The sequence below is a fragment of the Pseudomonas sp. HMSC067G02 genome (assembly GCF_001813485.1).
Lineage (GTDB): Bacteria > Pseudomonadota > Gammaproteobacteria > Pseudomonadales > Pseudomonadaceae > Pseudomonas > Pseudomonas aeruginosa.
In genome coordinates, this window is sequence record NZ_KV812708.1 from 266,776 (window position 1) to 281,835 (window position 15,060).

Annotated in this window: 12 protein-coding genes; 4 read left to right on the forward strand and 8 right to left on the reverse strand. The window is 65.0% G+C overall.

Annotated elements, in window-relative coordinates; all coding sequences use genetic code 11:
- Window positions 1–8 precede the first annotated feature (8 nt).
- The 7 genes from HMPREF2914_RS24250 to gloB all read right to left on the reverse strand — a co-directional run bounded on the left by HMPREF2914_RS24250 (window position 9) and on the right by gloB (window position 10,056).
- Window positions 9–1,619: an ABC transporter ATP-binding protein gene (locus HMPREF2914_RS24250; RefSeq protein WP_003087940.1), complete on the reverse strand. Its 1,611-nt coding sequence runs from the start codon at window positions 1,617–1,619 to the stop codon at window positions 9–11.
- A 1-nt stretch (window position 1,620) separates the two neighbouring features.
- The gene (locus tag HMPREF2914_RS24255; RefSeq protein WP_003087942.1) at window positions 1,621–2,640 is read right to left on the reverse strand and encodes an ABC transporter permease; all 1,020 of its coding nucleotides are present in this window, start codon (window positions 2,638–2,640) and stop codon (window positions 1,621–1,623) included.
- A 4-nt stretch (window positions 2,641–2,644) separates the two neighbouring features.
- Window positions 2,645–3,727 carry a microcin C ABC transporter permease YejB gene (locus HMPREF2914_RS24260; RefSeq protein ID WP_003098134.1) on the reverse strand — a complete coding sequence of 361 codons (1,083 nt, stop codon included), beginning with the start codon at window positions 3,725–3,727 and terminating at the stop codon, window positions 2,645–2,647.
- Window positions 3,728–3,733: 6 nt separating this feature from the next.
- On the reverse strand, window positions 3,734–5,581 hold the full coding sequence (locus HMPREF2914_RS24265; protein WP_003087944.1) for an extracellular solute-binding protein: 1,848 nt from the start codon (window positions 5,579–5,581) through the stop codon (window positions 3,734–3,736).
- Window positions 5,578–7,407, reverse strand: coding sequence for an extracellular solute-binding protein (locus HMPREF2914_RS24270; RefSeq protein ID WP_003113590.1), 1,830 nt, complete (start codon window positions 7,405–7,407; stop codon window positions 5,578–5,580). The genes HMPREF2914_RS24265 and HMPREF2914_RS24270 overlap by 4 nt, the downstream gene beginning before the upstream one ends.
- A gap of 190 nt (window positions 7,408–7,597) precedes the next feature.
- The gene (locus tag HMPREF2914_RS24275) at window positions 7,598–9,202 is read right to left on the reverse strand and encodes a lytic transglycosylase domain-containing protein (protein ID WP_003132812.1); all 1,605 of its coding nucleotides are present in this window, start codon (window positions 9,200–9,202) and stop codon (window positions 7,598–7,600) included.
- Window positions 9,203–9,279: 77 nt separating this feature from the next.
- The gene (gloB, locus tag HMPREF2914_RS24280) at window positions 9,280–10,056 is read right to left on the reverse strand and encodes a hydroxyacylglutathione hydrolase (RefSeq protein WP_003087949.1); all 777 of its coding nucleotides are present in this window, start codon (window positions 10,054–10,056) and stop codon (window positions 9,280–9,282) included.
- Window positions 10,057–10,157: 101 nt separating this feature from the next.
- Here gloB and HMPREF2914_RS24285 point away from each other — a divergent pair, with 101 nt between their 5' ends.
- From HMPREF2914_RS24285 to dnaQ, 3 genes are all read left to right on the forward strand, one after another.
- Window positions 10,158–10,919: a methyltransferase domain-containing protein gene (locus tag HMPREF2914_RS24285; RefSeq protein ID WP_003087952.1), complete on the forward strand. Its 762-nt coding sequence runs from the start codon at window positions 10,158–10,160 to the stop codon at window positions 10,917–10,919.
- Window positions 10,920–10,921: 2 nt separating this feature from the next.
- A complete protein-coding gene (gene rnhA / locus HMPREF2914_RS24290) occupies window positions 10,922–11,368 on the forward strand; it encodes a ribonuclease HI (RefSeq protein WP_003087954.1) in 447 nt (148 codons plus the stop codon).
- Between the two features lie 64 nt (window positions 11,369–11,432).
- Window positions 11,433–12,173, forward strand: a complete 741-nt coding sequence (gene dnaQ, locus HMPREF2914_RS24295; protein WP_003087958.1) for a DNA polymerase III subunit epsilon — start codon at window positions 11,433–11,435, stop codon at window positions 12,171–12,173.
- 27 nt (window positions 12,174–12,200) lie between these two features.
- Here dnaQ and HMPREF2914_RS24300 read toward each other — a convergent pair whose 3' ends face one another.
- Window positions 12,201–12,590, reverse strand: coding sequence for a nuclear transport factor 2 family protein (locus HMPREF2914_RS24300; RefSeq protein ID WP_003132809.1), 390 nt, complete (start codon window positions 12,588–12,590; stop codon window positions 12,201–12,203).
- 193 nt (window positions 12,591–12,783) lie between these two features.
- On the opposite strand from HMPREF2914_RS24300, the gene ldcA reads away from it, so the two are divergent.
- Window positions 12,784–15,039: a lysine-specific pyridoxal 5'-phosphate-dependent carboxylase LdcA gene (ldcA, locus tag HMPREF2914_RS24305; protein WP_003087961.1), complete on the forward strand. Its 2,256-nt coding sequence runs from the start codon at window positions 12,784–12,786 to the stop codon at window positions 15,037–15,039.
- The last annotated feature ends 21 nt before the right edge of the window (window positions 15,040–15,060 follow it).

The window sequence follows — 15,060 nt, forward strand, 5'->3', positions numbered from 1 at the left end:
TCTGCTACTCAGTTTTCCGCGCTTGCCGGGGCCATGAAGGCGGCCTCCAGCAATTGCTGCGTATAGGGATGTTGCGGCGAGGCGAAAACCGCTTCGGCGCTGCCCTGTTCCACTACCTTGCCATGTCGAACCACCATCAGCTGGTGGCTGAGCGCCTTGACTACCGCCAGGTCGTGGCTGATGAACAGGTAGGTGAGGTTGTACTTGCCCTGCAGTTGCCGCAGCAATTCCACGACCTGGCGCTGCACGGTGCGGTCGAGCGCCGAGGTCGGTTCGTCGAGCAGGATCAGTGCCGGTTTCAGCACCAGTGCCCGGGCGATGGCGATGCGCTGGCGCTGGCCGCCGGAGAATTCGTGGGGGTAACGGTAGCGGGTCTGCGGATCGAGCCCGACCTCCACCAGCGCGTCGATGATCGCCTGCTCCTGTTCGGCCTCGCTGCCGATCCTATGGATGCGCAGGCCTTCGCCGACGATCTCGCCGACACACATGCGTGGGCTGAGGCTGCCATACGGGTCCTGGAACACTACCTGCATCTCGCGGCGCAGCGGGCGCACGTCATGTTGCGCGAGACCGTCCAGCCGGGTGCCTTCGAAGCGGATGCCGCCCTGGCTTTCCAGCAGCCGCAGGATTGCCAGGCCAAGGGTCGACTTGCCCGAGCCGCTTTCGCCAACGATGCCCAGCGTCTGCCCGCGGGGTAGTTCGAAATTGACCCCGTCGACCGCCTTGACGTGGTCCACGGTGCGGCGGAACACGCCTTTGCGGATCGGGAACCAGACCCGCAGGTCGTCCACCGCCAACAGGGTTTCACCGGGCGGGTTGCTTGCCGGCGCACCGCTGGGCTCGGCGTTGAGCAGCTCGCGGGTATAGGGGTGTCGCGGGGCTGCGAAGAGTTCCTGGCAGGAAGCCTGCTCGACGATCCGCCCTTGTTGCATGACGCAGACGCGGTGGGCGATGCGCCGGACCAGGTTGAGGTCGTGGGTGATCAGCAGCAGGGACATGCCCAGGCGTGCCTGCAGGTCCTTGAGCAGATCGAGGATCTTCAACTGGACGGTGACGTCGAGCGCGGTGGTCGGTTCGTCGGCGATCAGCAGTTGCGGCTCGCAGGCCAGGGCCATGGCGATCATCACCCGCTGCCGCTGGCCGCCGGAGAGTTCGTGTGGATAGGCTTTCAGGCGCTTGGCTGGCTCGGGGATGCCGACCAGCTCGAGCAGTTCGAGAATTCTCGCGCTGGCCTTGGCGCCACCCAGGCCCTTGTGCAGGGCGAGGACCTCGGCGAGCTGCTTCTCGATGGTATGCAGCGGATTGAGCGAGGTCATGGGTTCCTGGAAGACCATGGCGATGCGGTTGCCGCGGATCCCGCGCAGGCGCCGTTCCGGGAGCTTGAGCAGATCCTCGCCCTGGTAGTGGATGCTGCCTGCTGGGTGGCTGGCGACGGAGTAGGGCAGCAGGCGCAGGATCGAGTGGGCGGTCACCGACTTGCCCGAGCCGCTTTCGCCGACCAGGGCCAGGGTCTCGCCCTGGCGGATGTCGAAGCTGACGCCTTCGACCACCCGCTGGCGTTGCTCGCCGGAGAGGAATTCGACGGCGAGGTCGCGGATTTCCAGAATGTTCTCGCTCATCTCATTTCCTCGGGTCGAAAGCGTCGCGGGCGGCTTCGCCGATGAACACCAGCAGGCTCAGCATGACCGCCAGCACCACGAAGGCGGAAATGCCCAGCCAGGGTGCCTGGAGGTTGGACTTGCCCTGGGCGACCAACTCGCCTAGCGACGGCGCGCCGGGCGGCAGGCCGAAGCCGAGGAAGTCCAGGGAGGTGAGGGTGCCGATGGCGCCGGTGAGGATGAACGGCATGAAGGTCAGGGTCGAGATCATCGCGTTCGGCAGGATGTGACGGAACATGATGGCGCTGTTGCGCATGCCGAGGGCCCGGGCGGCGCGGACGTATTCCAGGTTGCGCCCGCGGAGGAACTCGGCGCGGACCACGTCCACCAGGCTCATCCAGGAAAACAGCAGCATGATGCCCAGCAGCCACCAGAAGTTCGGCTGGACGAAGCTGGCCAGGATGATCAGCAGGTAGAGCACCGGCAGCCCCGACCAGACTTCCAGGAAACGCTGGCCGAGCAGGTCGACCCAGCCGCCGTAGTAGCCTTGCAGGGCGCCGACGGTGACGCCGATCAGAGAACTGAGCACGGTCAGGGTCAGGGCGAAGAGGATCGACACGCGGAAGCCGTAGATCACCCGGGCGAGCACGTCGCGGGCCTGGTCGTCGGTGCCCAGCCAGTTTTCCGCCGACGGCGGGGCGGGGGCGGGAACCTTCAGCTCGTAGTTGATGGTGTCGTAGCTGTAGGGGATCGGCGGCCAAAGCACCCAGCCGTCCTTCTCGGCGATCAGTTGGCTGATGTAGGGGCTCTTGTAGTTGGCTTCCAGGGGGAATTCGCCGCCGAAGGTGGTTTCCGGGTAGCGTTTGAAGACCGGGAAATACCAGCCGCCGTCGTAATGCACGACCAGCGGTTTGTCGTTGGCGATCAGTTCGGCGCCGAGGCTGCCGACGAACAGGATGAGGAACAGCCAGAGCGACCACCAGCCACGCTTGTTGCTCTTGAAGCGGGCCCAGCGGCGCTGGTTGATGGGAGACAGGCGCATCGGATTACTCCCGGTTCTCGAAGTCGATGCGCGGATCGACCAGGGTGTAGACGATATCGCTGATCAGCTTCATGACCAGCCCGAACAGGGTGAAGATGAACAGCGTGCCGAAGACCACCGGGTAGTCGCGGTTCATCGCCGCTTCGAAGCTGAGCAGGCCGAGGCCGTCGAGGGAGAAGATCACCTCGATCAACAGCGAACCGGTGAAGAAGATCCCCAGCAGCGCAGCCGGCAGGCCGGCAATCACCAGCAGCATGGCGTTGCGGAATACGTGCCCGTAGAGCACGCGGCGTTCGGTCAGGCCCTTGGCGCGGGCGGTGACCACGTATTGCTTGCCGATCTCGTCGAGGAAGCTGTTCTTGGTCAGCAGCGTGATGGTGGCGAAGTTGCCGATCACCAGGGCGGTTACCGGCAAGGCCAGGTGCCAGAAATAGTCGAGTACCTTGCCGCCGAGGCTGAGCTGGTCGAAGTTGTTCGAGGTCAGGCCGCGCAGGGGGAACCAGTCCCAGTAGCTGCCGCCGGCGAACAGCACCACCAGCAGGATGGCGAAGAGGAAGGCGGGAATGGCGTAGCCGACGATGATCGCCGAGCTGGTCCAGATGTCGAAGACGCTGCCATGGCGGACCGCCTTGGCGATCCCCAGCGGGATCGACACCAGGTACATGATCAGCGTGCTCCAGAGTCCGAGCGAGATCGACACCGGCAATTTCTCGATGATCAGGTCGGTGACCTTGGCGTCGCGGAAGAAACTCTGCCCGAAGTCCAGGTGCAGGTAGTTCTTCAGCATGATCATGAAGCGCTCGGGGGCCGACTTGTCGAAGCCGTACATGCGCTCGATCTCTTTCACCAGCTCCGGGTCCAGGCCTTGCGCGCCGCGGTATTGCGAGCCGGCCACGGCGACTTCGCCGCCGCCGCCGGAGATGCGTCCGGTGGCGCCGCCGGAAGCGGCGTCGAAGCCTTCCAGCTTGGCGATCATCTGCTCCACCGGACCGCCGGGAGCGGCCTGGATGATGATGAAGTTGATCAGCAGGATGCCGAACAGGGTAGGGACGATCAGCAGCAGGCGCCGCAGGATATAGGAGAGCATGCGGCGTTACTCCCGTTCCGGCTCGGCGTCTTGCGCGGCTTCGGCTTGCGCCTTGCTCGGCAGCGCCTTGTCGCTGGTCTGCCACCAGGTCATCAGGCCCCAGTCGTAGAGTGGCGTCACCTTCGGCCGGCCGAAACGGTTCCAGTAGGCGACCCGCCAGGTATCGACGTAGTAGTTGGGAACCACGTAGTAGCCCCACGACAGTACGCGGTCGAGGGCGCGGGTATGGTCGATCAGGCTTTGCCGCGAGTCGGACTGGATCAGGCTTTCCACCAGGCTGTCGATGGCCGGGTCCTTGAGGCCGATGAAGTTGCGGCTGCCGGCCTTGTCGGCGCTGCTGGAATGCCAGAACTCTCGCTGTTCGTTGCCTGGCGAGTTGGATTGCGGCCAGGTCGCCGAGGTCATGTCGAAATCCCGCGAGCGCAGGCGGTTGACGAACTGCGAGACGTCGACGCGACGGATCTGCATGTCGATGCCAAGTTCGGCCAGGTTGCGCTTGAACGGCAGGATGACCCGTTCCATGTTGGCCTGGAACAGCATGAATTCGAAGCTCAGTGGTTGGCCGTCGGGACCTACCATGCGGTTGTTCTCGATCCTGTAGCCGGCCTCGGTGAGCAACTGGTAGGCCTTGCGCCGCTGCTCGCGGATCACCCCGCTGCCGTCATTGACCGGATTCTGGAAGACCTGGTCGAAGGCCTCGTCGGGAATCTTGCCGCGCAGCGGTTCGAGGATCTTCAGCTCGGCTTCGCTGGGCAACTGGTGGGCGGCCATCTCCGAGTTCTCGAAATAGCTGTTGGTGCGCTTGTAGGAGCTGAAGAACAGCTGCTTGTTCGACCATTCGAAGTCGAACAGCAGGCTGATCGCCTGGCGTACCCGGCGGTCCTGGAACACCGGGCGGCGGATATTGAAGGCGAAGCCCTGCATCCCCACCGGGTTGTGGTTGTGGATGCTGGCCTTGATGAAGCGCCCGTCGCGCAATGCCGGCGACTCGTAGCCGGTGGCCCAGTCCTTCGCCGAATATTCGAGGTTGACGTCGTACTGGCCGGCCTTGAAGGCTTCCAGGGCGACCGACATGTCGCGATAGGAGTCGATGGTGATGGTGTCGAAGTTATAGAGTCCGCGAGAGACCGGAAGGTCCTTGGCCCACCAGTCCTTGACTCGCTCGTAGCTGATGGAGCGTCCCGGATCGACCTTGGCGATGCGGTAGGGACCGCTGCCTACCGGGATTTCCATGCCGGTCTTGGAAAAGTCGCGGTCGGCCCACCAGTGTTTCGGCAGGATCGCGATCTGGCCGAGGATCAGCGGCAGTTCGCGGTTGCCGGCGTGCTTGAAGTCGAAGCGCACGCGAAGCTTGTCCTCGGCGACCACCTTGTCGACGTCCGCATAGTAGTTGCGGTACATCGGGTCGCCCTTGCTCACCAGCGTCTCGAAGGTGAACACCACGTCTTCGGCGGTGACCGGCGTGCCATCGCTGAAACGGGCCTGGGGGCGCAGGTAGAAGCGCACGTAGCTGTTGTCCGGTGCCTTCTCGATCTTCTCCGCGAGCAGGCCGTATTCGGTGAACGGCTCGTCCTGCGACTGGAAGGCCAGGGTGTCGTAGATCAGGCCCAGCGAAGGGGCCGAGACGCCCTTGCCGATGAACGGGTTGAGGCTGTCGAAGCCGCCGAAGTCGGCTTGGCGGAGGATGCCGCCTTTCGGCGCATCCGGATTCACGTAGTCGAAATGCTTGAAATCGGCGGGATACTTCGGAGGCTCATCGTAGAGCGTCAGTGCATGTTTCGGGGCGGCGAGGAGCGGGCCGCAGCAGCCGAGCAGCAGGGCTGCCAGCAGAGGGGTGAAGCGGGGACGGATCATCGGGACGTCTCCAGGTTTTTCTGCCACCACGCGCGCAGGCCCAGGGTGTAGGGCGGGGTGGCGACGAAGGCGAAGCGGTTGCGGTACGCCAGACGGTGCGAATTGAGGTACCAGTTGGGAATGCTGTAGTACTGCCAGAGCAAGGTCCGGTCCAGGGCGCGCGCGGCGGCGACCTGTTCGTCGCGGCTGTGGGCGCCGAGCAGGCGGTTGAGCATGGCGTCGACCACCGGGTTGGCGATTCCCGCGTAATTCTTGCTGCCCTTGACCTTCACCTGGCTGGAGTGGAAGTACTGCCACTGTTCCAGGCCGGGACTGAGGGTCTGCGGCAGGGTCATGAGGATCATGTCGTAGTCGAACTGGTCCAGGCGCTGCTTGTATTGGGCGCGGTCGACGGTGCGCAGGCGCGCGTCGATGCCGATGCTGGCGAGGTTTTCGCGATAGGGCTGGAGAATACGCTCCAGGCTCGGATTGACCAGCAGGATTTCGAAGCGCAGCGGTTCGCCCTTTTTATTCAGCAGTCGGTCGCCGGACAGCTTCCAGCCGGCATCGGCCAGTAGACCGAGTGCATGCCTGAGGGTTTCACGGGGAATGCCGCGCCCCTCGGTGGTCGGCAGGCTGAACGGCTGTTTGAACAACTGCGCCGGCAATTGCTTGCGGTACGGCGACAGGTACAGCCATTCCTGGCCCTCCGGGACGCCGCTGGCGGCGAATTCGCTGTTCGGGTAGTAGCTGCGCGAGCGCAGGTAGGAATTGCTGAAGAGGGCGCGATTGGTCCATTCGAAGTCGAACATCTCGCCCAGCGCCTGGCGTAGCGCGCGCTCCTTGAACACGGCGCGACGGGTGTTCATGAACAACGCCTGGGTCTGGCTGGGGATCTGGTGCGGGATTTCCGTGCGGATCACATCGCCGCGCAGAACCGCGGGGAAGCGATAGTTGTTCAGCCAGTTCTTCGCCTGGTGCTCGATGTAGAAGTCGAACTCGCCGGCCTTGAAGGCTTCGAAGGCGACGCCGTTGTCCCGGTAGAAGTCCACCACGACCCGGTCGAAATTGTATTTGCCGCGGTTCACCGGCAGTTTTTCGCCCCACCAGCCCTTCACGCGTTCGAACACCAGGCGGCGCCCGGGATCGACCTCGACGATGCGATAGGGACCGCTGCCCAGCGGCGCGGTGAAGGTGGTGGCGCGGAAGTCGCGATCCTTCCAGTAATGCTGCGGCAGCACCGGAAGCTCGCCCAGGCGCAGGATCAGCAGCGGGTTGCCGGAGCGCCGCAGGACGAAGCGCACCCGGTGGGGGGTGAGGATATCGACCCGCTTCACCTCCTGCAGGTAGGTGCGGTACATCGGGTGCCCCTGCTTGACCAGGGTGCGATAGGAAAAGGCCACGTCGCTGGCGGTGATCGGCCTGCCGTCGTGGAAGCGTGCTTCCGGCCGCAGGTTGAATACCACCCAGCTGCGGTTTTCCGCGTATTCCACGCTCTTCGCGATCAGGCCATAGCTGGAGGCTGGTTCGTCGCCGGACGGATCGTACAGGCCGGTGCCCACCATCAACGGTTCGTTCAGCTCGTTGACGCCGTACTGGAGGAAATCGCCGGTGCCGATCGGGCTGGTGCCTTTCAGGGTGTAGGGGTTGAGCGTGTCGAAGCTGCCCGAGGCCATCAGGCGCAAGGTGCCGCCTTTGGGGGCGTCGGGATTGGTCCAGTCGAAGTGCTGGAAATTGGCCGGATACTTGAGCGTGCCGAATTGGGCATAACCATGGCTCTGGGTAATCGCGGCGAAGCTGGGCAGGCTCACGGCCAGGCCGAGGATCAGGAAGGAGAGGCGACGCATCAGGCGTGTGTCCGGGTCCTTGGCTATTTTTGACAACGAATCGTCAGGCAACAGTAACACCTTGCCCGCACAGGAAAAAAGAGGGAGCGCGGGCCTGGCCGGCCTAGGGTCCGGGGTTCTGGCCGCGCTTGCGAAAACGCCACGCCGGCAGGAGCGGGCGTGGCGTTTCGGGACGACCTGCAATGGGCTGTCAGCGGCTCGCGGTGTCCAGGTACAGGGTCAGGGTCTGGCCGGGCTTGAGCGCCTGCTTGCTGCGCGGGTTCCAGCGCTGCAGGTGCTTCATTTCGACATTGAAGCGCTTGGCGATCAGGTACATCGAGTCGCCTTGCTTGACCTTGTAGTAGGTGGCGCTGTCGCGCTTGCCGGCGGCATTTCCCTTGCGGGCCGCCAGGGCCTGGGTGCCGCCTTGCAGCTTGAGGGTCTGGCCGACCTTCAGGGCGTGCTTGTCCAGGCCGTTCCAGCGCTTCAGGTCGTTGACGTCGACGCCGTTGTTGCGGGCGATCTGCCACAGGCTGTCGCCGTTCTTGACCTTGTAGGAGCGAGTCCTGGCCGGGGTGGAAGCCTGTCGGGCAAGTTGCTGGTAGACCGGCTTGACGGCGCCGCCGGCGATCTGCCCGGGGATGCTCAGTTGCTGGCCCTTGCGCAGGTGGTTGCTGGACAGGCGGTTGGCGCTCTTGAGCTCCGCTACGGTGATCCGATAGCGGTTGGCGATGCTGTGCAGACTGTCGCCGCTACGCACCCGGTATTGCTGCCAGGCGGTGACTTCCTTCGGCTTGAGGGTGTCCAGCGAGGCGGTCAGGAACGCCGCTTTCTCCATCGGCACCAACAGTTGCTGGGGGCCGTCCATGGTCACGCGGCGCTTGTAGGCCGGGTTCAGCTGGTACAGCTCGTCCTCGTCCAGGTTCGCCAGCGCGGCGACACTGGACAGGTCGATCCCGCGCTTGACCCGGACGGCCTGGAAGTAGGGCTCGTTGTTGATCGGGTTCAGGCTGATGCCGTAGGAATCCGGCGCCATGACGATCTGCGAGAGGGCGAGCAGCTTGGGTACGTAGTCCTGGGTTTCCTGCGGCAGCGGCAGGTTCCAGTAGTCGGTCGGCAGGCCCAGTTTCTCGTTGCGTTCGATGGCACGGCTGACAGTGCCTTCGCCGGCGTTGTAGGCCGCCAGGGCGAGCATCCAGTCGCCGTTGAACATGTCGTGCAGGCGCTCGAGATAGGTCAGGGCGGCGTTGGTCGAGGCGGTGATGTCGCGGCGACCGTCGTAGAAATTGGTCTGGCGCAGGTTGAAATGCTGGCCGGTGGCGGGAATGAACTGCCAGAGGCCGGCGGCGTTGCTGCGCGACAGGGCGAAGGGGTTGTAGGCGCTTTCGATGACCGGCAGCAGCGCCAGTTCGAGCGGCATGTTGCGTTCTTCCAGGCGCTCGACCACGTAGTGCATGTAGAGGCTGCCGCGCGCGCTCGATTGTTCGAGGAACGACTGGTTGCTGAGGAACCAGAGGCGCTGGCGTTCGATGCGCGGGTTGGTGCTGATCGCATCCTGGAGCTGGAAACCGTCGCGCATGCGGTCCCAGATGTCGTTGTAGGCGGCGTTCTGGCCGGGCTGGGCATGCAGCCAGGAGGGATTGAACTGGACGTCGACGGCTCGGGCGCCGGGACGTGCTGCTTTGGCCTGGGCCTCCCCCTTGATCTGGCCGCTGCCCTGGCAGCCGGCGAGCGCACCGGCGATGAGCAGGATGGACACCCGAACGGCGCGAGCCAGGGCGTCTAGATCGGGGGTTTTACGTGTCTGTGGCGGCATCGGCTGAGTGCTGTTCCGGGCAAAAATTCAGCCGATTCTAGAAATGACCTCAAGAGTGGTCAAGATTTCGCCAACCTTCAGAACTGGTCCTTCCAGGCCCTCAGGACGGCGAAAACCTCCTCCGGGGTGCGGTTTTGCTGGCCGCTCCGCTGGTCGGCTTTTTTCTTAACAGAATTTTCCGAAACGCGAAGAAATGGATTGGTCGACAATTCCAGCGAGATTTCCGACGGCAGGGTGATGCGATCCCGTTCGCGCAACCGGGTCGCTTCCTCGAAGCGTTCCCGCAGCGCCGCGTTGTCGGGCTCCACCGCCAGCGCGAAGCGCAGGTTGCTCAGCGTGTACTCGTGGGTGCAGTAGACCCGGGTGTTGGCCGGCAGCGCGGCCAGTCGCGCCAGGGAATGGTGCATCTGCGCCGGGGTGCCTTCGAAGAGACGGCCGCAGCCGGCGGCGAACAGGGTGTCGCCGCAGAACAGCAGCGGCGTCTCCGCCGGGTGGTAGTAGGCGATATGGCCGAGGGTATGGCCGGGCACGTGGAAGATCTCGAAGACCAGGCCGAGCACCTCGACCCGTTCGCCGTCTTCCAGCGCCAGGTCGCGGGCCGGGATCTTCTCGTTGGCCGGGCCGAGAACCCGCGCGCCGGTCAGTTCCTTCAGGGCCGCGACGCCGCCGACGTGGTCGTGATGGTGGTGGGTCACCAGGATATCGCTCAACCGCCAGTCGGGATGGGCGGCCAGCCAGGCTTCCACCGGCTTGGCATCGCCGGGGTCGACCACCGCGCAGCGACGGCTTGTCGCATCTTGCAACAGCCAGATGTAGTTGTCGTTGAAGGCGGGCAGGGCGTCGATCTGTATCATGGGTCGATGTCGCTAAGCAGAAGTCATTGGCGCATAGTATTGCTTATTTTCCCGTCGTGCCGGCGTCCGTCGCCGCGAAGGGGAAGACGCTGGAGGTACGCATGAACGAACCGCAAGCCTTCGCCCAGACCGATGCCGAGTGGCTGGCATCGATCAACCGGGCGCGCGACTGGTTCCAGGGCCCGCTGGGCAGCCTGATGCTGGCCGAGGAGCGACGCCTGTTGTGCGACGAGCTGACCCGTTACTTCGGTGGCTACCTGGTGCACTACGGGCCGCATGCCGAACTGCCGCCGAGCACCGGGCAGATTCAGCGCGGCGTGCGCCTGGGGCCGCCGCTGCCGGGCGTGGACATCGCCTGCGAAGAGGGCGCCTGGCCGCTCAGCGAACATGCCGCGGACGTGGTCCTGCTGCAACACGGCCTGGATTTCTGCCTGTCGCCTCACCGTCTCCTGCGCGAAGCCGCGCGTACCGTTCGTCCGGGCGGCCACCTGCTGCTGATCGGAATCAACCCATGGAGCCTGTGGGGCATCCGTCATTATTTCGCCGGGGATGCCTTGCGCCAGGCCCGTTGCATTCCTCCGTCGCGGGCCTGCGACTGGCTCAACCTGCTGGGCTTCGCGCTGGAGAAACGGCGCTTCGGGTGCTATCGTCCGCCGCTTGCGTCGGCAGCCTGGCAATCGCGCCTGGCTCGCCTGGAGCGCTGGGGCGACGCCTGGCAGTCTTCGGGCGCCGGCTTCTATCTATTGGTGGCACGCAAGCTGGTCGTGGGGTTGCGCCCGTTGCGCCAGAGCAAGCGCGAACCGCGCGGTCAGCTGGTGCCCATGCCGGTGGCGAAAGTCAGCCGGCGAGACTCCGAAATTTAGGCATGACAGATAAAGAACAGGTAGTGATCTATACCGACGGCGCCTGCAAGGGCAACCCTGGGCGCGGCGGCTGGGGGGCGTTGCTCCTCTACAAGGGCGCCGAGCGAGAGCTTTGGGGCGGCGAGCCGGACACCACCAACAACCGTATGGAGCTGATGGCGGCGATCCAGGCGCTGGCGGCACTCAAGCGTTCCTGTCCGATCCGTCTGATCACGGACTCGGAATACGTGATGCGCGGCATCACCGAATGGTTGCCGAACTGGAAGAAGCGCGGCTGGAAGACCGCCAGCAAGCAGCCGGTCAAGAATGCCGACCTCTGGCAGGCCCTGGATGAGCAGGTCGCCCGGCACCAGGTGGAGTGGCAGTGGGTCCGCGGGCATACCGGCGACCCCGGCAACGAGCGGGCCGACCAGTTGGCCAACCGTGGCGTCGCCGAATTGCCGCGCTGAGCGGCCACACCGAAACAAGCGTTCAGCAGCCACGGCTGCAGCGAAACAGAGAAAGGCTCTATAGATGCGTAGCGTCGTACTGGATACCGAAACCACCGGCATGCCGGTGACCGATGGTCACCGGATCATCGAGATCGGCTGTGTCGAGCTGGAGGGGCGCCGCCTGACCGGTCGCCACTTCCACGTCTACCTGCAACCCGATCGCGAGGTCGACGAAGGGGCGATCGCCGTCCACGGCATCACCAACGAATACCTGAAGGACAAGCCGCGCTTCCGCGAGGTCGCCAACGATTTCTTCGAATTCATCCGCGGCGCCCAGCTGATCATCCACAACGCGGCGTTCGATATCGGCTTCATCAACAACGAGTTCGCCCTGCTGGGCCAGCAGGACCGCTCGGACGTGACCGAGTACTGCTCGGTGCTGGATACCCTGCTGATGGCCCGCGAGCGCCATCCGGGCCAGCGCAACAACCTCGATGCGTTGTGCAAGCGCTACGGCGTGGACAACTCCGGCCGCGACCTGCACGGCGCGTTGCTCGACGCCGAGATCCTCGCCGACGTCTACCTGGCGATGACCGGCGGCCAGACCAGCCTGTCGCTGGCCGGCAGCGGCGCGGAAGGCGACGGCAGCGGCCGGCCGATGGTCAGCCCGATCCGTCGGCTCGATCCGGCGCGGGTCGCCACCCCGGTGCTGCGCGCCAACGCCGAAGAGCTGGCTGCGCATGCGGCGCGGCTGGCGGTGATCGAGAAGTCGGCAGGTGGTCCGTCGCTCTGGGCGCAACTGGAAGCGCCGGTCGGCGAATAGCCTGCCCATGCACCACGGGCGCCGCGTTCAGCGCGTCGCCCGCTCCACCAGCAAGGTGTCGCAGAACTGCTCGAAACGGCGGATCCTGCCGTCCTCCACCGTCCATACGTGTGCCACGCGCGCTTCGAACGACTTGCCGCTGCGACGGTGGGTCGCTGCATATCGACCGACGGCGACCACGCTGTCGCCGCCGTCGATCAGGCGCTCGATCTCGACCCTGAAGCCCTCCCAGTCCCGCTGCAAGGCCTGGAACACACCGGCGCCGATGGCGGCCGCGCCGACATAGGTGCCGGCCAGCGGGAAACCGGCCATTTCCGTCCATTCGGTGCGTTCGTCCATGTCCGCCAGCATTCCGGCGAGGTCCCCACGGCTAGAGGCCGCATAGTGATCGCTGACGATCCGATAAGCGCTGCGCATCGTTGTCGCTCCGTAGCAGGGCAGAGAGGTCCATGCTCCTTGCTGGCGGGAGCGGAGGCAAGCGCGGCGCGCCGACTTGTGTTGCCGCGACCTTTTCTTACAAGGGCAAGCCGCCGGGGGTTACGCGCGTGCCGGCAAGTCTCTACCCTGAGCCAACCGGCGGGGTTCGCCCGCCTGCTGCTCGGGATCAACAATGTATAAAGACCTCAAATTTCCCGTCCTCATCGTCCATCGCGACATCAAGGCCGACACCGTTGCCGGCGAACGCGTGCGGGGCATCGCCCACGAACTGGAGCAGGACGGCTTCAGCATTCTCTCCACCGCCAGCTCCGCCGAGGGGCGCATCGTCGCTTCCACCCACCACGGCCTGGCCTGCATCCTGGTCGCCGCCGAAGGTGCCGGGGAAAACCAGCGCCTGCTGCAGGATGTGGTCGAACTGATCCGCGTGGCCCGCGTGCGGGCGCCGCAATTGCCGATCTTCGCCCTCGGCGAGCAGGTGACCATCGAGAACGCGCCGGCCGAGTCCATGGCCGACCTGCACCAGTTGCGCGGCATCCTCTACCTGTTCGAAGACACCGTGCCGTTCCTCGCCCGCCAGGTCGCCCGGGCGGCGCGCAACTACCTGGCCGGGCTGCTGCCGCCATTCTTCCGTGCGCTGGTCGAGCACACCGCGCAGTCCAACTATTCCTGGCATACGCCGGGCCACGGCGGCGGTGTCGCCTATCGCAAGAGTCCGGTGGGACAGGCGTTCCACCAGTTCTTCGGGGAGAACACGCTGCGTTCCGACCTGTCGGTCTCGGTCCCCGAGCTGGGCTCGCTGCTCGACCATACCGGCCCCCTGGCCGAGGCCGAGGACCGTGCCGCGCGCAATTTCGGCGCCGACCATACCTTCTTCGTGATCAATGGCACTTCCACCGCGAACAAGATCGTCTGGCACTCCATGGTCGGTCGCGAAGACCTGGTGCTGGTGGACCGCAACTGCCACAAGTCGATCCTCCACTCGATCATCATGACCGGGGCGATACCGCTCTACCTGACTCCGGAACGCAACGAACTGGGGATCATCGGGCCGATCCCGCTGAGCGAATTCAGCAAGGAGTCGATCGCCGCGAAGATCGCCGCCAGCCCGCTGGCGCGCGGCCGCGAGCCGAAGGTGAAGCTGGCGGTGGTGACCAACTCCACCTACGACGGCCTGTGCTACAACGCCGAGCTGATCAAGCAGACCCTCGGCGACAGCGTCGAAGTGTTGCACTTCGACGAGGCCTGGTACGCCTATGCCGCGTTCCACGAGTTCTACGACGGACGCTATGGCATGGGCACCTCGCGCAGCGAGGAGGGACCCCTGGTGTTCGCCACCCACTCCACGCACAAGATGCTCGCCGCCTTCAGCCAGGCCTCGATGATCCACGTGCAGGATGGCGGGACCCGGAAGCTGGACGTGGCGCGCTTCAACGAAGCCTTCATGATGCACATCTCGACCTCGCCGCAGTACGGCATCATCGCTTCGCTGGACGTGGCTTCGGCGATGATGGAAGGGCCCGCCGGGCGTTCGCTGATCCAGGAAACCTTCGACGAGGCCCTCAGCTTCCGCCGGGCCCTGGCCAACGTACGGCAGAACCTGGACCGGAACGACTGGTGGTTCGGCGTCTGGCAGCCGGAGCAGGTGGAGGGCACCGATCAGGTCGGCACCCATGACTGGGTGCTGGAGCCGAGCGCCGACTGGCACGGCTTCGGCGATATCGCCGAAGACTACGTGCTGCTCGATCCGATCAAGGTCACCCTGACCACCCCGGGCCTGAGCGCCGGCGGCAAGCTCAGCGAGCAGGGGATTCCGGCCGCCATCGTCAGCCGCTTCCTCTGGGAGCGCGGGCTGGTGGTGGAGAAAACCGGTCTCTACTCCTTCTTGGTGCTGTTCTCGATGGGCATCACCAAGGGCAAGTGGAGCACCCTGGTCACCGAACTGCTCGAATTCAAGCGCTGTTACGACGCCAACCTGCCGCTGCTCGACGTCTTGCCCTCCGTGGCCCAGGCCGGCGGCAAGCGCTACAACGGCGTGGGCCTGCGCGACCTCAGCGACGCCATGCACGCCAGCTACCGCGACAACGCCACGGCGAAGGCCATGAAGCGCATGTACACGGTGCTGCCGGAGGTCGCGATGCGGCCGTCCGAGGCCTACGACAAGCTGGTGCGCGGCGAGGTCGAGGCGGTACCGATCGCTCGGTTGGAAGGGCGCATCGCTGCCGTCATGCTGGTACCCTATCCGCCGGGTATCCCGCTGATCATGCCGGGTGAGCGCTTCACCGAGGCGACCCGCTCGATCCTCGACTATCTCGAGTTCGCGCGGACCTTCGAGCGCGCCTTCCCTGGTTTCGACTCCGATGTGCACGGCCTGCAGCATCAGGACGGACCGTCCGGGCGCTGCTATACCGTTGAATGCATAAAAGAATGAGGCCGACAGGCTAAGGGGTGT